At 60.0% G+C, this 22877-nt stretch carries 21 protein-coding genes and 1 pseudogene; 13 read left to right on the top strand and 9 right to left on the bottom strand.

Annotated features, from left to right (window positions below; genetic code table 11):
• Positions 1 to 3: 3 nt before the first annotated feature.
• Positions 4 to 809 (bottom strand): annotated as a pseudogene (locus tag HNQ83_RS12100) (alpha/beta fold hydrolase).
• Between the two features lie 14 nt (positions 810 to 823).
• Complete coding sequence (locus tag HNQ83_RS12095; RefSeq protein WP_175389166.1) at positions 824 to 1747, bottom strand: LysR family transcriptional regulator; 924 nt, start codon at positions 1745 to 1747, stop codon at positions 824 to 826.
• 50 nt (positions 1748 to 1797) lie between these two features.
• Between HNQ83_RS12095 and HNQ83_RS12090 the strand changes: the two genes are divergently transcribed.
• The 3 genes from HNQ83_RS12090 (at position 1798) to HNQ83_RS12080 (ending at position 4068) form a co-directional block, all read left to right on the top strand.
• Positions 1798 to 2112, top strand: coding sequence for a 3-phosphoglycerate kinase (locus HNQ83_RS12090; protein ID WP_175389165.1), 315 nt, complete (start codon positions 1798 to 1800; stop codon positions 2110 to 2112).
• A gap of 150 nt (positions 2113 to 2262) precedes the next feature.
• On the top strand, positions 2263 to 2862 hold the full coding sequence (locus HNQ83_RS12085; RefSeq protein WP_175389164.1) for an FMN-dependent NADH-azoreductase: 600 nt from the start codon (positions 2263 to 2265) through the stop codon (positions 2860 to 2862).
• A gap of 339 nt (positions 2863 to 3201) precedes the next feature.
• Positions 3202 to 4068, top strand: coding sequence for a carboxylate/amino acid/amine transporter (locus HNQ83_RS12080; RefSeq protein ID WP_175389163.1), 867 nt, complete (start codon positions 3202 to 3204; stop codon positions 4066 to 4068).
• A 111-nt stretch (positions 4069 to 4179) separates the two neighbouring features.
• Here HNQ83_RS12080 and HNQ83_RS12075 read toward each other — a convergent pair whose 3' ends face one another.
• On the bottom strand, positions 4180 to 5478 hold the full coding sequence (locus HNQ83_RS12075; protein WP_175389162.1) for a mechanosensitive ion channel family protein: 1299 nt from the start codon (positions 5476 to 5478) through the stop codon (positions 4180 to 4182).
• A 192-nt stretch (positions 5479 to 5670) separates the two neighbouring features.
• Here HNQ83_RS12075 and HNQ83_RS12070 point away from each other — a divergent pair, with 192 nt between their 5' ends.
• Together HNQ83_RS12070 and arfB are read left to right on the top strand one after the other, a co-directional pair.
• A complete protein-coding gene (locus HNQ83_RS12070) occupies positions 5671 to 7011 on the top strand; it encodes a DEAD/DEAH box helicase (RefSeq protein WP_095195744.1) in 1341 nt (446 codons plus the stop codon).
• 87 nt (positions 7012 to 7098) lie between these two features.
• Positions 7099 to 7512: an alternative ribosome rescue aminoacyl-tRNA hydrolase ArfB gene (gene arfB / locus HNQ83_RS12065; RefSeq protein WP_175389161.1), complete on the top strand. Its 414-nt coding sequence runs from the start codon at positions 7099 to 7101 to the stop codon at positions 7510 to 7512.
• Here the strand turns inward: arfB and HNQ83_RS12060 are convergent.
• The 6 genes from HNQ83_RS12060 to phhA form a co-directional block, all read right to left on the bottom strand.
• A complete protein-coding gene (locus HNQ83_RS12060) occupies positions 7509 to 8702 on the bottom strand; it encodes an MFS transporter (RefSeq protein WP_175389160.1) in 1194 nt (397 codons plus the stop codon). The genes arfB and HNQ83_RS12060 overlap by 4 nt on opposite strands.
• A 103-nt stretch (positions 8703 to 8805) precedes the next feature.
• Positions 8806 to 8988 (bottom strand): hypothetical protein, encoded by a 183-nt coding sequence (locus tag HNQ83_RS12055; protein WP_175389159.1) that lies wholly within the window; start codon positions 8986 to 8988, stop codon positions 8806 to 8808.
• A 73-nt stretch (positions 8989 to 9061) separates the two neighbouring features.
• Entirely contained in the window at positions 9062 to 9193 is a 132-nt protein-coding gene (locus tag HNQ83_RS31165; protein ID WP_256668953.1) for a hypothetical protein, read from the bottom strand.
• Between the two features lie 275 nt (positions 9194 to 9468).
• Complete coding sequence (locus HNQ83_RS12050; RefSeq protein WP_175389158.1) at positions 9469 to 10662, bottom strand: amino acid aminotransferase; 1194 nt, start codon at positions 10660 to 10662, stop codon at positions 9469 to 9471.
• Positions 10662 to 11018: a 4a-hydroxytetrahydrobiopterin dehydratase gene (locus HNQ83_RS12045; protein WP_003222798.1), complete on the bottom strand. Its 357-nt coding sequence runs from the start codon at positions 11016 to 11018 to the stop codon at positions 10662 to 10664. Before HNQ83_RS12045 ends, HNQ83_RS12050 begins: the two co-directional genes overlap by 1 nt.
• Positions 11019 to 11122: 104 nt before the next feature.
• The gene (gene phhA / locus HNQ83_RS12040; RefSeq protein WP_175389157.1) at positions 11123 to 11914 is read right to left on the bottom strand and encodes a phenylalanine 4-monooxygenase; all 792 of its coding nucleotides are present in this window, start codon (positions 11912 to 11914) and stop codon (positions 11123 to 11125) included.
• A 391-nt stretch (positions 11915 to 12305) separates the two neighbouring features.
• Here phhA and HNQ83_RS12035 point away from each other — a divergent pair, with 391 nt between their 5' ends.
• The 8 genes from HNQ83_RS12035 (at position 12306) to HNQ83_RS12000 (ending at position 22583) form a co-directional block, all read left to right on the top strand.
• A complete protein-coding gene (locus HNQ83_RS12035) occupies positions 12306 to 13865 on the top strand; it encodes a sigma-54-dependent transcriptional regulator (RefSeq protein ID WP_175389156.1) in 1560 nt (519 codons plus the stop codon).
• Positions 13866 to 14201: 336 nt separating this feature from the next.
• Positions 14202 to 14942: a flagellar basal body rod protein FlgF gene (locus tag HNQ83_RS12030; protein ID WP_175389155.1), complete on the top strand. Its 741-nt coding sequence runs from the start codon at positions 14202 to 14204 to the stop codon at positions 14940 to 14942.
• A 45-nt stretch (positions 14943 to 14987) separates the two neighbouring features.
• Positions 14988 to 15773 carry a flagellar basal-body rod protein FlgG gene (gene flgG, locus HNQ83_RS12025; RefSeq protein WP_175389154.1) on the top strand — a complete coding sequence of 262 codons (786 nt, stop codon included), beginning with the start codon at positions 14988 to 14990 and terminating at the stop codon, positions 15771 to 15773.
• Positions 15774 to 15826: 53 nt separating this feature from the next.
• Positions 15827 to 16522 (top strand): flagellar basal body L-ring protein FlgH, encoded by a 696-nt coding sequence (flgH, locus tag HNQ83_RS12020; protein ID WP_175389153.1) that lies wholly within the window; start codon positions 15827 to 15829, stop codon positions 16520 to 16522.
• Between the two features lie 18 nt (positions 16523 to 16540).
• Positions 16541 to 17650: a flagellar basal body P-ring protein FlgI gene (locus HNQ83_RS12015; RefSeq protein WP_175389152.1), complete on the top strand. Its 1110-nt coding sequence runs from the start codon at positions 16541 to 16543 to the stop codon at positions 17648 to 17650.
• Positions 17651 to 17661: 11 nt separating this feature from the next.
• Positions 17662 to 18957, top strand: coding sequence for a flagellar assembly peptidoglycan hydrolase FlgJ (flgJ, locus tag HNQ83_RS12010; protein ID WP_175389151.1), 1296 nt, complete (start codon positions 17662 to 17664; stop codon positions 18955 to 18957).
• Between the two features lie 10 nt (positions 18958 to 18967).
• Complete coding sequence (gene flgK / locus HNQ83_RS12005; protein ID WP_175389150.1) at positions 18968 to 20977, top strand: flagellar hook-associated protein FlgK; 2010 nt, start codon at positions 18968 to 18970, stop codon at positions 20975 to 20977.
• A 13-nt stretch (positions 20978 to 20990) separates the two neighbouring features.
• Positions 20991 to 22583: a flagellar hook-associated protein 3 gene (locus tag HNQ83_RS12000; protein ID WP_175389149.1), complete on the top strand. Its 1593-nt coding sequence runs from the start codon at positions 20991 to 20993 to the stop codon at positions 22581 to 22583.
• The last annotated feature ends 294 nt before the right edge of the window (positions 22584 to 22877 follow it).

Below are 22877 nucleotides of genomic sequence, written 5' to 3'. Positions count from 1 at the left end.
GGGTCAGTGATCCTGAGTGGGGTGGTATCAACTGCAGTGAGAAACTCGAGCAGTGTCTGGTTGAAGTGTTCGGGCTGATCCAGCGGGGTGGCATGTCGCGAGTCCGCGATCACTACCAGCCGCGCATCGGGCAGCAGTTTTACGTAGTTTTCTTTCAGCGAGACCGGCGTGTAGTCACGGTCGGCGCTGACGATGAGGGTTGGACAGGACACTCTCGAAAGTCGTTCCTGAACGCCCCAGCCAACGATGGCATTGAAGCTGGCGAGATAAGCATGTTTGTCGTTTTTTGCCCAGCGCTCGGCCATCTTTTGACGCAAATCTGCCTGCTCGGGTTTGGGAAACAATTTGCCGCCCAGGGCCTTGCCAATGGTGCGCAGGCTGAGGATGTGCATCAGGCTCCAGCGCTTGAACCACTGCCAGTAGTCGTCACGGTTGCGCAGTTTCACCTCCGGCGCGCTGTTGACGATGCACAGGCTTTTGAGCAGATGTGGCTGATCCACAGCCAATTGAAAGCCGATCATGCCGCCCATGGACAAGCCCACATAATGGGTCGGACCGAGGTTAAGGTGCTCGATCAGTGCGACCAGATCGGCGCTGAACCCTGCGATGCTGTAACGCTCGCGGGGTTTGTCGGAACGCCCGTGGCCCCGTACATCGGGGACGATCACCCGGTAGCGGGCCGCCAGCGCGGGGATCTGCTTCTCCCAGTCCAGCGTGCTGGAGCCCAGGCCGTGGACCAGCAGCAGCGGCGTGCCGTGGCCATATTCCTCATAGTGCAGGTTGCAACCTTCGTGTTCGAAATAGGCCATGCATACACTCCGTGTCAGGCTTGTTCAGGGGCGGCGAAAGGTGCGTCCAGCGGCGCGGTGTCGAAGGTGCGCAGCAACTCGACGAGAATCTGCGTCGCCGGGCCCAGGGGTTTGTCCTTGTTCGAGTACAGGAAAAAACTCGGGTTACGGCTGCCGCCCTGGTCCAACGGTAGCAGTTTGAGCGTGCCTTCCCGCAATTCCCGTTCGATCATGTGCCTGGGCAACCAGGCGAAACCCAGGCCGCTGCTGACGAAAGTGGCGGCGGTGGCCAGGCTGCCGACGGTCCAGCGTTGTTCGGCACCGAGCCAGCCGACATCCCGTGGCTGCTGGCGGCCGGAGTCGCGGATAACCACTTGCAGCTGGCTTTCGAGGTCCTGGAAATTCAGTTCGCGGTTGAGACGGTGCAAGGCGTGTTCGGGGTGGGCGACCGCGACGAACTCGACGTCACTCAATTCGGCGCCCAGATAGCCGGGAATGCTGAATCCGCTGATGGCCAGGTCGGCCACGCCTTCGAGCAGCACTTCTTCCACGCCCGATAACACTTCCTCGCGCAGACGCACCCGGCAGCCGCGGCTTTGCGGCATGAACGCGGTCAGGGCGCGGACGAGGCGGGCGCTGGGGTAAGCGGCATCGACCACCAGGCGTACTTCGGCCTCCCAGCCCTGTTCCATGTGGTGGGCCAGGTCTTCCAGCTGACTGGCTTGTTTCACCAGTTGCCGGGACCGGCGCAACAGCACGCCACCGGCTTCGGTCAATACCGCTTTGCGGCCGTCGATGCGCAAAAGCGGCACGCCGAGCTGGTCCTGCATGCGCGCCACGGTGTAGCTGACTGACGATTGCGAGCGGTGCAGCGCTTCGGCGGCCTGGGCGAAACCGCCGTGGTCGACCACGGCCTGAAGCGTTCGCCATTGATCAAGGGTCACGCGGGGCGCTTTCATGATGGGCTCCTGTTGTCCTAAGCTGCGCAGTTCTTATTGGAGACTGCTGAATGAAAAAAGTCTGTGTTGTGCTGCTGGCGATGTTGCCGCTGACTGCGTTTGCTTACCCGATCGACGTACAAAAAGAACTCAATGGCCTGAAGATCGACTACACCACCTACGCCTCCGATTACGACATGGGTTCGATTACCGTAAACAACTACGGTGACACCGCCGCCGAGTGCGCGGTGGTGTTTCGCAATGGTCCTGAATCCCCCAAGACCCGCAGGATCAATCTGGATGCCGGCAAAAGCGCCGACCTATCAGCCAAGTTCAATCGCAAAATCATCAAGCTGTACATCAGCATGACCTGCAAGCCGAAATGACTTCCAGCGGAGCAGGCCAACGAGCCATGCTCCGCTTATAAACGAATTTATTGATCGGTTATAGCAGTTATTTGCGCTTTTTGATCGATACGATGATGTTTAATCTTCACTCCATCGCCTTACAGCATTCTCAGATGGAGCCTACATCCCATGTCCCGCGTTCTGATCATCGAAAGCAGTGCCCGTCAGCAAGACTCGGTTTCCCGTCAACTGACCCAAACCTTCATCAACCAGTGGAAAGCCGCTCACCCGAAGGACGAAATCACCGTCCGTGACGTGGCCGTCAACCCGGTGCCGCATCTGGACGTCAACCTGTTGGGCGGCTGGATGAAACCCGCCGATCAACGCAGCGACCTCGAACAGCTGTCCCTGGAACGTTCCAACCAGTTGACCGATGAATTGCTGGCCGCCGATGTACTGGTGATGGCCGCGCCCATGTACAACTTCGCGATCCCGAGCACTTTGAAAGCCTGGCTCGACCATGTGCTGCGGGCTGGCGTGACCTTCAAATACACCGAAACCGGCCCGCAGGGTTTGCTCAGTGGCAAGCGCGCCTACGTGCTGACGGCTCGCGGCGGTATCCACGCAGGAGCCCCGTCGGATCACCAGGAACCGTACCTGCGTCAGGTCATGGGCTTCATCGGCATCCATGATGTGACATTCATTCACGCCGAAGGCATGAACCTGGGTGGCGGCTTCCAGGAGAAAGGCCTGAACCAGGCTAACGCCCGCCTTTCGCAGGTGGCCTGATGTTAATCGCCAGATAATCACTGGATGGTCTAGTGACCTGGCGCAACCCTTCAAGCCTGTACGCGCATCGACCTCCCTTTGCACTTATTGCTCCTGAGTGCCGTAGCCCGATTGAACGCCTTAGCGAGATCGGGCTTTTTTTTGCCCGGGATTTGCCAAGTCTTCACAAAACCCTGTGGGAGCGGGCTTGCCCGCGATTGCGGTTTGTCATTCAACATTGATGTCGACTGATACGGCCTCTTCGCGGGCAAGCCCGCTCCCACAGGTTTTGCGTTGTTTCACGGTTAGCGATAAAGGACAAAACCCGCTATCGTCGCCGCCATTCGAAACGAGGCGAGCATGGGCTATCTACTTTTTGTCACGCTGATCCAGGCGTTTTCCTTCAGTTTGATCGGCGAATACCTGGCCGGTCATGTCGACAGTTACTTCGCGGTGCTGGTGCGCGTGTTGCTGGCGGGTCTTGTGTTCATTCCGTTGACGCGCTGGCGCTCGGTGGAACCGGCCTTCATGCGCGGCATGTTGTTGATCGGCGCCTTGCAGTTTGGCGTGACCTATGTCTGCCTGTACTTGAGCTTTCGCGTGCTGACGGTACCGGAGGTGTTGCTGTTCACCATCCTCACGCCGTTGCACGTGACCCTGATCGAAGATGCGCTGAACCGTCGTTTCAATCCGTGGGCATTGATCGCGGCACTGGTGGCGGTGGCGGGTGCGGCGGTGATTCGCTTCGACCGCATCAACCCGGACTTCTTCATGGGGTTCCTGTTGCTACAACTGGCCAACTTCACCTATGCCGCCGGACAAGTGCTCTACAAGCACCTGGTGGCGCGACATCCGAGCGACATGCCGCATTACCGGCGTTTCGGCTATTTCTATCTAGGCGCGTTGGCAGTGGCATTGCCGGCATTCCTGCTGTTTGGCAAACAGAACTTCCTGCCGGAAGCGCCACTGCAGTGGGGCGTGTTGCTGTTCCTCGGGCTGGTCTCGACGGCGTTGGGGTTGTACTGGTGGAACAAAGGCGCCTGCCTGGTCAACGGCGGGACACTGGCGGTGATGAACAACCTGCATGTGCCAGTGGGATTGCTGGTCAATCTGCTGATCTGGAATCAGCATGAAGAGCTTGGGCGGTTGCTGCTGGGTGGGTCGGTGATTCTGCTGGCGGTGTGGATCAGTCGGCTGGGTATACGCCAACCGGCAGTCGCACACTAAACCCTTGTGGGAGCGAGCCTGCTCGCGAAGGCGGTGCTTCAGCCGACTTAATTGTTGCCTGACACTCCGTCTTCGCGAGCAGGCTCGCTCCCACAGTAGGAGATTCAGGGGTTACATGATGTGTTTTTCCGGCTCTGGGATATGGCTCGCACCCAGCACCGCCGGCAACAATCCGGCGCGCAGATCCGTACCGCTCGGCTGCTGATAAAGGTTCAACCCGAACTCCGGCAGCACCGCCAGCAAGTAATCGAAAATATCCCCCTGGATCCGCTCGTAATCACCCCACGCCGTGGTGCGGGTGAAGCAGTAGATTTCCAGCGGAATGCCCTGGGCCGTGGTCTGCATCTGCCGAACCATGCAGGTCATGTTCGGCTGGACCTCCGGGTGGCTCTTGAGGTACGCCAGTGCATAGGCGCGGAACGTCCCGATATTGGTCATGCGTCGACGGTTGGCCGACATGGCCGCGACGTTGCCCTGGGCTTCATTCCAGGCCTTGAGTTCGGCTTGTTTGCGGCTGATGTAGTCAGTCAGCAGATGCACCTGGGACAGTTTTTGCTCTTCGTCATCGCGGATGAAGCGCACGCCGCTGGCGTCAATGAACAGGCTGCGCTTGATCCGTCGGCCACCGGACTGCTGCATGCCGCGCCAGTTCTTGAACGACTCGGACATCAGGCGCCAGGTCGGAATGGAAACGATGGTCTTGTCGAAGTTCTGCACCTTGACCGTGTGCAGGGTGATGTCCACCACATCGCCATCGGCGCCGACCTGCGGCATCTCGATCCAGTCGCCAACCCTCAACATGTCGTTGCTGGTCAGCTGCACGCTGGCGACAAACGACAGCAACGTGTCCTTGTAGACCAACAGAATCACCGCCGACATGGCACCCAGACCCGACAGCAGCAACAGTGGCGAACGGTCGATCAGGGTGGCGACGATGATGATCGCGCCAAACACGTACAAGACCATTTTCGCCAGTTGCACGTAGCCTTTGATCGAGCGGGTGCGGGCGTGCTCCGTGCGGGCATAGATGTCGAGCAGGGCATTGAGCAGGGCGCTGACCGCCAGCATCAGGAACAGGATGGTGAACGCCAGCGCCACGTTGCCGAGAAACACCAGCGCGGTTTTACTCAGCTCCGGCACCAGGTGCAGGCCGAACTGGATCACCAGCGACGGCGTCATCTGTGCCAGGCGTTGAAACACTTTGTTGTGGCGGAAGTCGTTGATCCAGTGCAAGGCCGGTTGGCGGCCGAGCATTCGGCTGGCATGCAGAATCAGGTAGCGTGCCACTCGTCCGAGCAGCAGGGCGATCACCAACAGCAGCGTCAAGGCGAGGCTGGCATGCAGGAGCGGGTGCTGATCGAGGGCGCCCCAAAGGTCTTGGGCATTGAGCCAGAGCTGTTTGATATCCATGGGTAGAAACGATTCTTCTGTAAGACGCGACGGGCGATTAGAGCATTTAAGACGCTTTGTATTACGGACAGGGACAAATCAGGCAATAAAAAAGCCACTGTTTGCGGTCGATTGCATAAAGAAACTCGGCCTTCGCGCTCGAAACCGTTACCCTATGCAGCTGATTTTTTGTATTTCTTCGAGGTAGCACCCGTGTTTTCCGAATTCGCCCTGCACGAACGCCTGCTCAAAGCCGTGGCCGAACTGAAATTTGTCGAGCCAACGCCTGTGCAAGCAGCGGCCATTCCGCTGGCGCTCCAGGGGCGTGACCTGCGGGTGACGGCGCAAACCGGCAGCGGCAAAACCGCCGCCTTCGTCTTGCCGATCCTCAATCGCCTGATCGGGCCGGCCAAGATCCGCGTCAGCATCAAGACCCTGATCCTGCTGCCGACCCGCGAACTGGCCCAGCAGACCTTGAAAGAAGTTGAACGCTTCTCGCAGTTCACCTTCATCAAGTCCGGCCTGATCACCGGTGGTGAAGACTTCAAGGTCCAGGCCGCCATGCTGCGCAAGGTGCCGGACATCCTGATCGGTACACCGGGCCGGATGATCGAGCAACTCAACGCCGGCAACCTCGACCTCAAGGAAGTCGAAGTGCTGGTGCTGGACGAAGCCGACCGCATGCTCGACATGGGTTTCGCCGAAGACGTACAGCGTCTGGTGGATGAGTGCACCAACCGCCAGCAGACCATGCTGTTCTCGGCCACCACCGGTGGTTCGGGTCTGCGCGAAATGGTTGCCAAGGTGTTGAACAACCCTGAGCACTTGCAGCTCAATGCGGTCAGCCAGCTGAACGAGACCACCCGTCAGCAGATCATCACCGCCGACCACAACCAGCACAAAGAGCAGATCGTCAACTGGCTGTTGGCCAACGAGACCTATCAGAAGGCCATCGTCTTCACCAACACCCGGGCCATGGCCGACCGTATCTACGGCCGCCTGGTGGCGCAGGAATACAAGGCGTTCGTGCTGCACGGCGACAAGGACCAGAAGGATCGCAAGCTGGCGATCGATCGTCTGAAGCAGGGCGGGGTGAAAATCCTCGTGGCGACCGACGTGGCCGCGCGCGGCCTGGACGTCGACGGCCTGGACCTGGTGATCAACTTCGACATGCCACGCAGCGGTGACGAATACGTTCACCGCATCGGTCGTACCGGTCGTGCCGGCAACGATGGCCTGGCCATCTCGCTGATCTGCCACGGCGACTGGAACCTGATGTCGAGCATCGAGCGCTACCTCAAGCAGAGCTTCGAGCGCCGCACCATCAAGGAAGTCAAAGGCACCTACGGCGGACCGAAAAAGGTCAAGGCCTCGGGCAAGGCTGTCGGTGTGAAGAAGAAAAAGACCGACGCCAAGGGCGACAAGAAAAAAGTCGCCGCCAAGACCCCGACCAAGCGCAAGAGCGTCAATCGACCGAAGAGCGACTCCCTGGTCAGCAAGGACGGCATGGCCCCGCTCAAGCGCCGCAAGCCAGAGGCCCCGGCTGCTGAATAAGCGCCCTGGCTGAACAAAAAATGCCCGTATCGCCAGATACGGGCATTTTTGTTTAGATGTCGCATAGACCTGAGGTAGTGATTTTCCATGCTGGTGATTTCCAACAACGTGCATCTACCCGATGCCGAGATCGAATTGACCGCCATTCGCGCCCAGGGCGCGGGTGGGCAGAACGTCAACAAGGTCTCCAGCGCCGTGCATTTGCGCTTCGACATTCCAGCCTCGTCCTTGCCCGAGTTCTACAAGGAGCGGCTGTTGGCGCTGCGCGATAGTCGCATCACCAGCGAAGGCGTGTTGATCATCAAGGCCCAGCAGTATCGGACCCAGGAGCAGAATCGCGCCGATGCGCTGGCGCGCCTGACCGAACTGATCCTCAGTGCCACCAAGGTCGAGAAGAAACGCCGCCCGACCAAGCCGACCCTCGGCTCCAAGACCCGCAGGCTTGAATCCAAGAGCAAGCGCGGCAACATCAAGGCCGGGCGCGGCAAGGTGGATTTCTAGCCCCGGGCTTGGCGGTGCTTCGGTGCTTGCCGGTACAGATAAATGCACAGCAGCAAGCTGCTGATGGCGGCCAATGCGGCGAACAGGAAGATCGACGCAAAACCGAACCCTGCGGCCACCGCACCGGCCAATGGCCCGGTGATCCCCAGCGACAGATCGATGAACAGCGAGTAAGCGCCGACGGCTGCGCCGCGACTGGAAGCCGGCACCAGGTTGACGGCTTCAACCCCCAGCGCCGGGAACACCAGCGAGAAACCGAAACCGCTCAACGCCGCGCCCGCCAGCGCCCAATGCGCGTCCGGTGCCAGCCACAGCAGCAACAGGCCCAGGGTTTCCACCGACAGGCAGGCAATCGCCACGCGAAAGCCGCCCAGGCGATTGATCAGGTTGCCGAACAACAGTCGCGCACCGATGAAGCTGGCGCCGAACAGGCTCAGGCACAACACCGCGTTATCCCAGTGCTGGGTGGCGTAATACAGGGTGATAAACGTGGCGATGGTGCCAAAGCCGATAGAGCCTAATGCCAGGCCACAACCGTGGGGCAGCACCCGCCCGAGCACGTGCATGAATGGCAGGCGTTCACCGACCACGATCGGTGCGGCGGTCTTTGGCCAGGCCAGCATCAGGCCAAAAGCCGCCAGCAGCACAATGCTCACCCCCATGCTCCACAAGCCCAACTGACTGACCAGCCACACACCCAGCGGCGCACCGACCGCCAGTGCGCCGTAACTGGCGATGCCGTTCCAGGAGATAACCTTGGCGGTGTTCGCCGCGCCGACCCGGCCAATCCCCCAGCCAATGGAACCGGAACCCACCAGGCTTTCCGCGCTGCCGAGCACCAGGCGGCCGATGAACAGGCTGATCAGGCTCAGCATCGGCAGGCTCTGGGTCCACGCCGAAATCAGCATGAACACGCCGCTCAAGCCGCATCCGGCCAGGCCATACATCACCGCCAGTTTGCTGCCCTTGTTGTCGATGATTTTCCCGGCATAGGGACGGCTGAGCAGGGTGGCCAGGTATTGCACGCTGATCACCAGCCCCGCGATCACCGCGCCGAAGCCCAGGTCGCTGTGGACGTAGCCCGGCAATACCGCCAGGGGAATGCCGATATTCAGGTAGCCGATAAAGGTAAACAGGACGATGGAAACAACTTGCAGCGTGACCGCCAGGGGGCGCTGGTTTTCAGACATGGGTAAAGGTCCACGGGAAAGCAGGATTAGATAGGCTGCTTATGATAACGGTGCCAGCGTTCGTGGATGGTGAAAAAGTAAAACTATTTGCCAGACGGGCTCGTCAGGACTTGGCGGGTGCCACCAGCTGCGTGGTGACCAAGGCGGCCAACGCATTCTCCTGACTGCCGAAGCGGGCGAGCAAAGTGGCTTGTTTCTCGGGAGAGAGGCGATTCCAGATGTCGATCATTTTTTCGGTGGTGCCGATCAGAACGCTGGCTTGCGCTTCGCTAAAGTCGTCGGTCATGGGGAGGGGCTCGGTTCAGGCAGTGTGGAAAGCGCATGTTAGCGCTTTCCACACGGTCTGTACGGCGGGTGTTTCAGTCTTCGCTGTCAGCCTGGCGGCTGTCAGTGGCTTCTTTTCGCTCGGGCTGTTGGGCACCGGCTTGCTGCGTGGTCGTCTGCTCAGGTACGTGCAGGCTTGGGAAGGGGAGATTAGGAATCTCGTGCATAGTCGCGCTCCTCGCTAAGTCTGTTGATAGATCTGGTAGATCCGCGCTTTTAAAAAAGCCTGGGCAGGATACAGCACGGGAAATGACAAACAGACTTTTATATCCATTTGTTTCGACGAGTGGGGTTGTCTAGACAGGTTTGTATGGGGAAGGACGAAACAATTGTGGGAACGAGCCTGCTCGCGAAAGCGATAGCACATCCAGCATCGATGTGACTGAAATACCGCTTTCGCGAGCACGCTCGCTCCCACAAGGGGTCTACAGCGTACTAGAGGTTACTTGCAGACTTTGGCGATTGCCTCAGCCAACAAATCCAGACGCGTCGCATCAATCCCCGCCACGTTCGCCCGGCCGGTGCCCACCATGTAAACGCTGTGATGATCGCGCAGTTGCTTGACCTGATCCGGCGTCAACCCGGTGTAGGAAAACATCCCGCGTTGTACCCCCATGTGCGCAAAGCGCTCGCGCAAGCCGTGAGGCTCCAGTGCTTCCAGCAGGCCGCTGCGCAATTGGGCAATCCGCAGGCGCATGCCTTCCACTTCGTCGCTCCAAAGCTGTTTGAGCGCCGGATCGCCAAGGATGGTCGCCACCACGGCAGCGCCATGATCAGGTGGGGTCGACCACAGGTTGCGGGCGATGTTGGCCAGTTGGCTGCGGATATCCACCAATTTGTCCGCAGTTTTCGCGCAGACGATCAGTGCACCGGTGCGGTCGCGATACAGGCCGAAGTTCTTCGAGCAGGAACTGGTGATCAGCACTTCCGGCAACTCGGCGGCGAACAGCCGGGTTGACCAGGCGTCCTGTTCCAGGCCATCGCCAAAGCCCTGGTAGGCGAAGTCGATCAGTGGCAGCAACTCGCGTCGACGCACCACCTCCAGCACCCGACGCCAGTCCTCATGGGACAGATCGAACCCGGTGGGGTTGTGGCAGCAGGCGTGCAGCAGCACCACATCGCCCTTGGGCACTTCATTGAGCACCGCCAGCATCGCCTCGACGTCGAGACGGTTGTCGCTGCCCACGTACGGGTAGTGACTGACCTTGACCCCGGCCGTGGCGAAAATGGTTTCATGGATCGGCCAGGTCGGATTGCTCAGCCACACGCCACGGCCCGGCAGGCACTGGGCGATGAAGTCGGCGCTCAAGCGCAACGCACCGGTGCCGCCCGGGGTTTGGGTGGCGCCGGCGCGTTTCTCGCTGATCAGCTTCGAGTTGGCACCGAGCACCAGCTCATTGATCACCTTGCCGAACGCGGGCTCGCCGTGACCTCCGATGTAGGTCTTGGTGCTTTGGCCATCCACCAGGCGCGCCTCGGCCAGCTTCACCGACTCAAGGATCGGCGTCAGGCCCTGCGCGTCTTTATAAACACCGACGCCAAGGTCGAACTTGCGCGGGTTCGGATCCTGCGCATAGGCCTCCATCAGGCCGAGGATCGGATCGCCGGGCACCCGGCCAATGGCGTCGAAGTGCATTACTTGCGTCCTTCTGCAGTCTTGGCCACTTCGTCAGTGCGCGCGGCCATGATGAAGTCGTTGCGGTGCAGGCCTTTGATCGAGTGGCTCCACCAGGTCACGGTGACTTTGCCCCACTCGGTCAGCAGGCCCGGGTGGTGACCTTCGGCCTCGGAGATCTCGCCAACCGCGTTGGTGAACGCAAGGGCGTGTTTGAAATTCTTGAACAGGAAGACTTTTTCCAGCTGCATGATGCTGTCGCGTACTTCGATGTTCCAGTCCGGGATCTGCTTGATCAGGATCGGCAGCTCTTCGTCGCTGACTTGTGGGGCATCGGCGCGGCAGGCTTCGCAGTGGGCTTGGTTCAATGTGGACATGATGGATTCCTGAAATCGAATAAATGGAAATCAGCTGTCAGTGTGACCACGCTAAAGCAAAGCGTGGCTTTCTGACAGACTCACTTGATCGTAAAAGCAGCGGGTCAGGCGGCTTTGGGTTTTGGCGGAAACTTGGGGGCGTGCAGACCCATCTGCATGGCTTGCTTGACCATGCCCATGATGTCTTCGTGGGCCAGGTCGAACAGACGCTTGAGGTCCGGCAGGACGAAGTACAGCGGCTGCAGGATGTCGATGCGGTAAGGCGTGCGCATGCATTCCAAGGGATCGAATGCCTGATGCTCAGGTTCGTCCGACAGGCAGTACACAGTTTCTTTTGGTGAGGACAGGATGCCGCCACCGTAGATGCGCCGGCCTTGCGGGGTCTCCAGCAGGCCGAACTCAATGGTCATCCAGTACAGGCGCGCCAGGTACACGCGTTCTTCCTTGGAAGCCTGCAGGCCAAGTTTGCCGTAGGTGTGGGTGAATTCGGCGAACCAGGGGTTGGTCAGCAAAGGGCAGTGGCCAAAGATCTCATGGAAGATGTCCGGCTCTTGCAGGTAATCCAGCTCTTCGCGGGTGCGAATAAAGGTCGCCACTGGAAATTGCTTGCTGGCGAGCAATTCGAAAAAGGTCTGGAAGGGAATCAGCGCGGGAACGCGAGCGACTTGCCAGCCGGTGGTTTCACCGAGGACTTTGTTGATCTCGCCCAGTTGCGGAATGCGGTCGTGGGGCAGACCGAGTTTTTCGATGCCGTCCAGGTATTCCTGGCACGCACGCCCTTCGATCACTTTCAGTTGGCGAGTGATCAGCGTGTTCCACACCGCGTGTTCTTCAGCGGTGTAGTCGATAAAACCTTGCGCATCGGGCTCGCGAGCCACGTATTGCGTCTGCTTCATGCTGCTCTCCTGCGAGGGGGATTCGTTCTTGTTATGTGCTGCTATGGACCTAGGAATACCCCAAGGATTGCGCCTTTGCAGCAGGGGATTGCGGTGATGCGCAGGAAAACTTGATTATTTTTGTAAAGAATACGTTACGGATTGGCCTTTGTGGCGCAGGTGCTGTGTTTTCCTTGTTTGAAAAGCCTCGTGCCTGTCACATAATCTTGACGACTATCTGAGCGCTTCAGCAGAAAATAATCCCTGAAGGCACTGCAATTCACCTGTGGGAGCGGGCTTGCTCGCGAAGGCGGTGTGCCAGACATCACAAATGTCGACTGACATACCTCTTCGCGAGCAAGCCCGCTCCCACAGGTTGCGCACCTCATTCACCGTTTTTTCGGGCCCTTATATGCGTATCAAAGTCCACTGCCAGAACCGCATCGGCATCCTGCGCGACATTCTCAATTTGCTGGTGGAGTACGGCATCAACGTCGCTCGCGGTGAGGTGGGCGGTGAGCACGGCAATGCGATCTACCTGCACTGTCCAAACCTGATCAACATTCAGTTCCAGGCGTTGCGTCCGAAATTCGAGGCGATTGGCGGAGTCTTCGGCGTCAAGCGCGTAGGACTGATGCCCAGCGAGCGTCGGCACATGGAACTCAATGCCTTGCTCGGCGCCCTGGAGTTTCCGGTGCTGTCGATCGACATGGGCGGATCCATTGTTGCGGCCAACCGCGCGGCGGCGCAGTTGCTGGGTGTGCGTGTCGATGAAGTGCCGGGAATTCCCCTGTCGCGCTATGCCGAAGATTTTGACTTGCCGGAACTGGTGCGCGCCAACAAGTCGCGGATCAACGGGCTGCGGGTCAAGGTCAAGGGTGACGTGTTTCTGGCCGACATCGCGCCGCTGCAATCGGAGCATGACGACAGCGAAGCCATGGCCGGTGCCGTGCTGACGCTGCACCGCGCCGATCGGGTTGGCGAGCGCATCTACAACGTGCGCAAGCAGGAGTTGCGTGGCTTTGACAGCATCTTTCAAAGCTCGAAAGTGATGGCGGCGGTGGTGCGAGAAGCCCGGCGCATGGCACCGCTGGATGCGCCCCTATTAATAGAAGGCGAAACGGGCACGGGCAAGGAGCTGTTGGCGCGTGCCTGCCATTTGGCCAGTCCGCGTGGGCAATCGCCGTTGATGGCGCTCAATTGCGCCGGCCTGCCCGAATCCATGGCCGAGACCGAGCTGTTCGGCTACGGCCCCGGTGCCTTCGAAGGGGCGCGGGCCGAAGGCAAGCTCGGGCTGCTGGAACTGACCGCGGGCGGGACGCTGTTTCTCGACGGTGTCGGGGAAATGAGCCCGCGCTTGCAGGTGAAGTTGCTGCGCTTTTTGCAGGACGGCTGCTTCCGGCGTGTCGGCAGCGATGAGGAGGTTTATCTCGATGTGCGGGTGATCTGCGCGACCCAGGTCGACCTGTCCGAGCTGTGCGCACGCGGCGAGTTTCGCCAGGACCTGTATCACCGCTTGAATGTGCTGTCGCTGCATATCCCGCCGTTGCGCGAATGCCTCGACGGTTTACCGCCGCTGGTGGAGCACTTTCTCGACCAGGCCAGCCGACAGATCGGTTGCCCCTTGCCCAAGCTGGCGCCGGCGGCCATGGATCGGCTCAGTCATTACCATTGGCCGGGCAATGTCCGGCAGTTGGAGAACGTGCTGTTCCAGGCGGTTTCCCTGTGCGACGGCGGGACGGTCAAGGCCGAGCATATTCGCTTGCCGGATTATGGCGTGCGACAGCCGCTGGGGGATTTTTCCCTGGAGGGTGGGCTGGACGAGATTGTCGGGCGCTTCGAGAAAGCGGTGCTGGAGCGGTTGTATTCCGAGCATCCAAGCAGCCGGCAACTGGGCAAGCGGCTGGGGGTTTCGCACACCACCATTGCCAACAAGTTGCGTGAGTATGAGGTTGGCAAGACGGAGACTTAGCGAAGGCTTGCTGTGTTTATACCGGCCTCATCGCGGGCAAGCCCGCTCCCACAGGGATCTTCAGTGGCCACGCATTTTGTGGACCCCCAAAAAACTGTGGGAGCGGGCTTGCCCGCGATGAGGCCAGCACTGCCAGCACCCAGGTCAAGCCTTGCCACCAACCGGCATGACACCGCCGGTTTTTCGTCTCCGACACATTTCCAAAATCCTCTCCAACTCCCTCAAGTCCTTTGTTTACCGGGCCTTGCGCCGCCAAAATCAAGTTGGTCTGCAAATTGCTTATGGCTCATCAGTACAGCAGTGGGCGGCAAACGTCCGGCAGGCAGAGGAAAGAGCGTGGACAAGTACCTTTATGTGGCAATGACCGGCGCCAGCCAGAATGCACTGGCGCAAAAGGCTCATGCCAACAACCTGGCGAACATCTCTACCAACGGTTTCCAGAAAGATCTGGAGCAGGCACGTTCGATGCCGGTGTTCGGTGACAGCTTTCCGGCGCGTGCCTTTGCGATGTCGGAACGCCCGGCCACCGACTTCTCCCCGGGCGCCCTGGTGGAAACCGGCCGCGACCTCGATGTGGCCGTGCAAGGCAACGGTTGGCTGGCGGTGCAGAACCCTGACGGCGGTGAAAGCTATGTGCGCACCGGCAGCCTGGTGGTTGACGCCCTGGGTGTGCTGCGCGCCGGCAACGGCATGCCGGTGATCGGCAATGGCGGCCCGATCGCCGTGCCGCCCGAGCAGCAGATCGAAGTGGGCGAGGACGGCACCATCAGCATTCGTGCGATGGGCGAGGGACCCCGCGTCATGGCGGAAGTCGATCGCATCAAGCTGGTCAACCCGGACATCAAGAACATGACCAAGGGCCTGGACGGTTCGATCCACACCAAGGACGGCCAGCCTGCGCAAGCCGATGCCAACGTCAAGCTGGTATCGGGATTTCTTGAGTCGAGCAACGTCAATGCCGTGGACGAGATGACTTCGGTGCTGGCCCTGTCCAAGCAGTTCGAGCTGCACATCAAGATGATGAACACCGCCAAAGAAGACGACCAGGCCATGGCTCGGGTCTTGCAGATCAGCTAATTATCAGAACGTCGCGCCGTAAAACAGGCGCACGAGGAGAATCGAATGCTTCCGGCTCTATGGGTTGCCAAAACCGGTCTGTCCGCCCAGGACACCAACCTGACCACCATTTCCAACAACCTGGCCAACGTGTCGACCACGGGTTTCAAACGTGACCGCGCCGAGTTCCAGGACCTGCTCTACCAGATCAAGCGTCAGCCAGGCGCCCAGTCGACCCAGGACAGCGAACTGCCGTCCGGTCTGCAGCTGGGTACCGGTGTGCGCATCGTCGGCACCCAGAAAAACTTCAACGCCGGTAGCCTGCAAACCACCGAGCAGCCGCTGGACATGGCCATCGACGGTCGTGGTTTCTTCCAGATCCTGCAACCGGACGGCACCACGGCCTACACCCGTGACGGTACGTTCCACCTGGACTCCAACGGCCAGATCGTCAACGCCAGCGGCTTTGCCCTGGAGCCGGCCATCGTCATTCCGAACGACGCCCAGACCTTCACCGTGGGCAAGGATGGCACCGTGTCCATCACCGTGGCCGGCAACCCGGCTTCCCAGGTGATCGGCAACCTGCAAACCGCCGACTTCATCAACCCGGCCGGCTTGCAAGCGGTGGGTAGCAACCTGTTCCTGGAAACCGCCGCCAGTGGCGCGCCGCAAGTCGGCACCCCGGGCCTGGCCGGTTTCGGTACCACGCTGCAGAACACCCTGGAAACGTCCAACGTCAGCACCGTTGAGGAGATGGTCAACATGATCACCACCCAGCGTGCCTACGAGATGAACTCCAAGGTGATCTCCACCGCCGACCAGATGCTCTCGTTCGTAACGCAGAATCTGTAATCAAGTCTATGTGGCGGTCATGTGACCGCCTGCTACACCGTGAGGTAAGGGTCATGAAACGCTTCGTCTCTGTTCTGGCACTGAGTGGGATCACCGCGCTCGCAGGCTGTGTGCCTGCGACGCCCAAACCCAATGACCCTTATTACGCTCCGGTGTTGCCGCGCACGCCGCTGCCGGCGGCCGCGAACAATGGTTCGATCTATCAGGCAGGTTTCGAACAGAACCTCTACAGCGACCGCAAGGCGTTCCGGGTCGGTGACATCATCACCATCACCCTGAACGAGAAGACCCAGGCCAGCAAGAATGCCAACTCGCAAATCGGCAAGAACAGCAAGGCCAGTATCGGCCTGAGCTCGCTGTTCGGCTCTACCCCGAATACCAACAACCCGTTTGGCAGTGGCGATCTGAGTTTGGACGCCAGCTATGAAGGCGATCGCGCGACCAAGGGCGACAGCAAGGCCGCCCAGGGCAACACCCTGACCGGTTCGATCACCGTGACCGTCGCCGACGTGCTGCCCAACGGCATCATTGCGGTGCGCGGCGAGAAGTGGATGACCCTCAACACCGGTGACGAGCTGGTGCGGATTGCCGGGCTGGTTCGCGCCGACGATATCTCGACCGATAACACCGTGTCGTCGACCCGGGTCGCCGATGCGCGCATCACCTATTCGGGCACCGGTTCGTTTGCCGATGCGAGTCAGCCAGGCTGGTTCGACCGTTTCTTCCTCAGCCCGCTGTTCCCTTTCTAGGTGGCTTTCCAGTTGAGCATGTTGAACTTCAAAAGTCTCATCGTTGCTGCCCTGATGATGTCGGCAGCCTTCAGCGTTCAAGCCGAGCGCCTGAAGGACATCGCCAGCATTTCCGGCGTACGTTCCAACCAATTGATCGGTTACGGCCTGGTGGTCGGGCTTAATGGCACCGGCGACCAGACGACCCAGACACCATTCACCCTGCAAACCTTCAACAACATGCTCTCGCAGTTCGGCATCAAGGTACCGCCGGGATCGGGTAACGTGCAGTTGAAGAACGTCGCGGCCGTATCGATCAGTGCAGAATTGCCGGCGTTCGCCAAGCCGGGTCAGCAGGTCGATATCACGGTTTCGTCGATTGGTAACTCCAAGAGTTTGCGTGGCGGTACGCTGCTGCTGACACCGCTCAAGGGTATCGACGGCAACGTCTACGCGGTGGCCCAGGGTAACCTGGTGGTCGGCGGTTTCGATGCCGAAGGTCGTGACGGTTCGAAGATCACCGTCAACGTTCCGTCGGCCGGGCGCATTCCTGGCGGTGCGTCGGTCGAACGGGCGGTGCCGAGTGGTTTCAACCAGGGCAACAGCCTGACCCTGAACCTCAACCGTTCCGACTTCACCACGGCCAAGCGCATCGTCGACAAGATCAACGACATGCTCGGCCCGGGTGTGGCCCAGGCCATCGATGGCGGTTCGATTCGCGTGACGGCGCCACTGGACCCGAGCCAGCGTGTCGACTACCTGTCGATCCTCGAAAACCTCGAAATCGATCCGGGCCAGGCGGTGGCGAAAGTCATCATCAACTCCCGTACCGGCACCATCGTGATCGGTCAGAACGTCAAGGTTTCCCCGGCCGCCGTTACGCACGGCAGCCTGACCGTGACCATCACTGAAGACCCGATCGTCAGTCAGCCCGGTCCTTTGTCCAATGGCCAGACGGCAGTCGTGCCACGCTCGCGGGTCAACGCCCAGCAGGAAGCCAAGCCAATGTTCAAGTTCGGCCCGGGCACCACCCTCGACGAAATCGTGCGTGCGGTGAACCAGGTCGGCGCGGCGCCGGGTGACTTGATGGCCATCCTCGAAGCATTGAAACAGGCCGGCGCCTTGCAGGCCGACCTGATCGTGATCTGAGGACGGCGACCATGGATATGTACAAGAGCGGGCGGATCAGCAGCAGCGATTCCGGATCGTTTTCCGACCTGAACCGGCTGAACCAGCTCAAGGTCGGCGACAAGAACAGTGACGCGAACATGCGCAAGGTTGCGCAGGAATTCGAATCGCTGTTCCTTGGCGAGATGCTCAAGTCCATGCGTTCGGCCACCGAAGCGCTGGGAAAGGACAACCCGCTCAATACACCTGAAGCCAAGCAATACCAGGAAATGTACGACCAGCAGTTGGCCGTTTCCATGTCCCGTGAAGGGGGTGGTATTGGTCTGGCGGACGTGCTGATGCGGCAGATGTCGAAGAACAAACCGCTGGCACCGGGAGAGGCGGCGGCGTTGTCCGCTGCCAAGCAGGAGGCCGCGAAAGCCGCCGTGCAGACGCCAGTGGCCGCTGGCACGACGGCGCTCAACGGGCCGTTGTCGCGGGTCAATGGCGAGCGTCCGTTGTGGGCGTCGCGCTCGGTCAAGGCACCGACAGGCGAGGGCGCACATCGTAATGACATGGCGCTGATCAATCAGCGTCGGCTGGCGTTGCCGCCGAAACTGGCTGATCGGTTACTGGCCGGCCTGGTGCCTTCCGCTACGACGACCAATGCGACAACGGCTGTGGCAGCCGACAAGACGCCATTGCCAGAGCGCGCCGCATCGGTTTCGTCGGGGGCGGGCCCGCTGTTCAATGGCGACTGGCTGGCCAATGCGCAGGCCACTGGCAACGCCGGCCTGCAGATTCATGGCCGTGCCATCGCCCAGATTCCTCTGGCACCCGCGAAAAAAGCCTTCAGCTCCGCCGACGAATTCATCAACACCATGCTGCCGATGGCCAAGGAAGCTGCCGACCGCATCGGCGTCGATCCGCGTTATCTGGTGGCTCAGGCAGCTTTGGAAACCGGTTGGGGCAAATCGGTCATGCGCGCTCAGGATGGCAGCAGCAGTCACAACCTGTTCGGCATCAAGACCGGCAGCAGTTGGAAGGGCGATTCGGCGCGGGCGATCACCAGCGAATTCAGAAATGGCGCGATGGTCAAGGAGACGGCCGAGTTCCGTTCCTACGCCTCTTATAAAGACAGCTTCCACGATCTGGTGACGCTGCTTCAATCCAACGATCGCTATCAAGATGTCGTGAAGTCAGCCGATAACCCGGAACAGTTTGTACGCGAGTTGCAAAAAGCCGGTTACGCAACCGATCCGCACTACGCCAGCAAGATTTCGCAGATAGCCCGGCAGATGACGAGTTACCAGAACTACGCCGCGGCGGGCGCTACCACGAATATTTAAGGACTGAACCATGAGTTTGCTCAACATCGGAATGTCGGGATTGTCCGCCAGTCACGCGTCCCTGGTGACGACCGGTAATAACATTTCCAACGTCGATACCGTCGGGTACTCGCGCCAACAAACTGTACAGAACAGCAAGAATTCTATTCAGTATGGCAATGTGTTCATCGGCACCGGCACCACGCTGGCCGATGTGCGTCGGGTGTACAACAGCTACCTCGATGCGCAGTTGCAGACCACCACCTCGCTCAACAGCGACGCGCAGGCTTATCTGGGCCAGGCCACCCAGGTCGACAAGTTGCTGTCCGACAGTGGTACCGGCGTAACCAAATCACTGCAGGCGTTCTTCTCGTCCTTGCAAACCCTGGCCGGCAACTCCAACGACAATGCCGCGCGTCAGGCATTGCTGACCAATGCCCAGGGCTTGAGCAGCCGCTTCAATGCCATCTCCCAGCAGTTGTCGCAGCAAAACACCTACATCAACGATCAGTTGGGTTCGATGGCCGATCAGGTCAACAAACTGGCATCGACCGTTGCGGCGTACAACAAAAAAATCGCCGAAGTCAGCGGTTCGGGTGGCACGCCCAACGAACTGCTGGACCAGCGCAACGAAACCGTTCGCCAGCTCAGCGAGCTGGTTGGTACGCAGGTGACCGAAACCGAGGGGCGTCTCGACATTTACCTGGGCAGTGGCCAGCCGCTGGTCGTGGGCGATGTCGTCAATAAATTGCGCGTCGCCCCCGACCCGGCCGACCCGACCCGTTCCACTATCATCATGGATCGCAACGGTTCGTCGATCGACATCACCAGCGTGATGAGCGGTGGCGAGATGGGCGGCCTGGTGCGTTATCGCAACGAAGTGCTGACGCCTGCGGTCAATGGCCTGGGGCGCATCGCCATGGTCGTGGCCGATCAGGTCAACAAGCAGTTGGGCCAGGGTCTGGACCAGAACGGCAATTTCGGCGCAGCGCTGTTCAATAACATCAACAGTGCGGCGGCCATCAGTCAGCGCAGCATTGCCAACGCCAGCAACAACCCGGCCTCCGGCAACCTGAACGTCACCATCAGCGATACCAGCAAGCTGGCGGGCAGCGATTACCAGGTGACATTCACCAGTGCCACCGGTTACAGCGTGAAGCGCCTGTCGGATAACACCGATATGGGCACTTTCACGTTGGGTGCGACGCCTGCGCCGGTCATCGATGGCTTCAGCCTGAGCCTGAACGCCGGTCCGGTTGCCGCCGGCGACACGTTCAAAATTACCCCGACCCGCAGTGCTGCCGCGGACATGGCCACGGTCATGACCGACACCAAGACCCTGGCCACGGCCGCTCCGCTGACGTCGACCAAAGCCTCGGGCAACGACGGTACCGGTGCGGTCAGCCAACCGAACCTCAGCACGGCTTTGGATATCTACGATCCAGTTCAACGTCTGGAGTTGCAATCGGCTGTCAAGGCGTCGATGCCGGTTCGGCTGGTGATGACCAGTGCCAACGCCTATGAAGTATTCGACTCCAAGGGCACCAGCATTGGTACCGGCAGCATCGTGCCTGGCCAGAACAACGATCTGAACATCGCCGTGCCTTACACCGATGCCGGCGGCAACGCCAAAAGCTTCAATGTGGCGATGACCGTCAGCGGCAGCCCGGCATCGGGTGACAGCTTCAACATCGGCATGACCTCGGCCAGCAGTACCGACAACCGCAACGCCCAGGCGCTGCTCGGTCTGCAATCCAAAGCCACGGTCGGTGCCAGCGCCACCAGTCCGGGCGTGAGCTTTACCGAGGCTTACGGTGGTCTGGTGACAACCGTGGGTTCCCTGACCAAGCAGGGTCAGATGGATGCCACGGCTACCGACACCATCGTGACCGGCGCACGCAATGCCCGTGACTCGCTGTCGGGTGTCGATCTCGATGAAGAGGCGGGCAACCTGACCAAGTATCAGCAGTACTACACGGCCTCTTCGCAGATCATCAAGACTGCGCAGGAAATTTTCAGCACTCTGATCAATGCCCTTTAAGGAGCCGTAGAACATGCGCATTTCTACCGCACAGTATTACGCAACGACGGCTGCCAACTATTCGCGCAACCTCAATAACGTGATGAAAACGGCCGAGCAGGCCAGCAGCAACCTTAAGGTCACGACCGCCTCGGATGATCCGGTGGGTGCGGCCCGGTTGCTGCAACTGGACCAGCAAAAGGCCATGTTGGGCCAGTACACCACCAACATCAACGCGTTGAACACCGCCCAGGCGCAGGAAGAAAGCGTGCTGGACGCCATTAACAACACGCTGCAGAAAGTCAGTGAACTGGCCGTGCGTGCCGGTGGCGGTTCGTTGAACGACGATGACCGTAAATCCATTGCGGCCGAGCTCAAGCAATCGGAAGAGCAATTGCTGAGCCTGATGAACAGCAAGGACGCCAACGGCAAGTACATCTTCTCCGGCGCCAGCAACAACACCCAGCCTTTTGTGAAAAACAGCGATGGCACCTACAGCTACCAGGGTGACCAGACCCAGCTGGAGCTGAAGATCGGTGACTCGATGTCGCTGGGCCTGAACGATACCGGTTGGGATGTGTTCCAGCAGGCAATCAATGCCGCCCGCAGTTCGACCACCATGACCGCGCCGGCCGTCGATGACGGGCGTGTTGCCCTGTCGCCTGGCCTGGTGAGCTCCGGTCCGGACTTCGATGCGAACTTCCGCAACGGTCAGCCTTACACCCTGTCATTTTCCAGCAGCACCCAGTATGTGATCACGGATGCCCTGGGTAACGACGTGACCGCCGAATCGACCCAGGGCGGCACGTTTGACCCGAACGCCAAAGGCGGTTCCGACATCAATTTCCGTGGCGTGACTTTTAAGCTGGATATCACTTTCCAGCCGGGTGACAACCCAGCCGACACCGCCAGTGCCGATGCCGTGATCGCCGGTCACAGCTTCCAGCTGACAGCCAAGCCGGACAGCTTCGTCAGCAACCGTGCGCCGAGCAACACATCGACGGCCATCATCAGCCAGACAGCAGTAACCAACGCCGCCGATTACAAAAGCTTCTTCCCGGAAGGCGGGGCGGTCCTGAAGTTCACCGGTCCCGGGACCTTTGAGCTGTATGCGCGCCCGTTGACCAGCACCAGCACACCGGTCACCACCGGAACCGTGACGGCCGGTGTGGCAACGGCGGCGGGTGTCAGCTTTACCCTCGGCGGCACGCCACCGACGCCGGCGGCGGGTGATCAATTCGATATCGCTGTTAATACCCACCAGACCCAGAACGTCCTCGACACCATCAGCCAGCTGCGTTCGGCACTTGATGCGCCGACCGATGGCAATCCGGCTGCACAGCGTTTTCTGTCAGACGCGATCGCTTCGTCCATTGCCAACCTGAACAACTCCAAGAACCAGGTCGACCTGGCGCGTGGTGCGATCGGTGCCCGGGGTAATGTGATGGATATGCAGAGCGAGCAGAACACGAGCACCGGCCTGATCAACGAGTCGACCACGAGCGGAATCAGGGATATCGACCCGGCGGAAGTGCTGACGCGCCTGACCCTTCAGCAGACCATGCTGCAGGCCGCGCAACTGGCGTTCGCCAAGGTTTCCCAGCTGAGCCTGTTCAACAAGCTTTGAGTCGGTCCTGACCGCTCGCAGCCAGTCCCCGGTATAGGGGGCTGGCTTTTTTTTGCCTTTTTTTTGTATTAAGCAGGGCAGGGCCGGGCAGGATCCGGACCACAAAATCAAATAAAGCGCCGATCTCTGAGTGACCCGCCAGTCAAAACGCGCATCTTCACTGTATCCTGTCTGCGGGCGGTGAAGGTGGCGGGCTGTTCAAGGTGTTTGCTTGGATCCCGACGTTTGCTCTTCTGGGGCCTGGCCCCGACTGTAGACGCCCTCGATTCAGCGAGCGGCGATGTTCAGCTGTTT

It is taken from the genome of Pseudomonas sp. C2B4, from assembly GCF_013359695.1.
Classification (GTDB): Bacteria; Pseudomonadota; Gammaproteobacteria; order Pseudomonadales; family Pseudomonadaceae; genus Aquipseudomonas.
The sequence above is the reverse complement of the archived record's forward strand: the minus strand, read 5'-3'. Positions and strand labels throughout refer to the sequence as shown.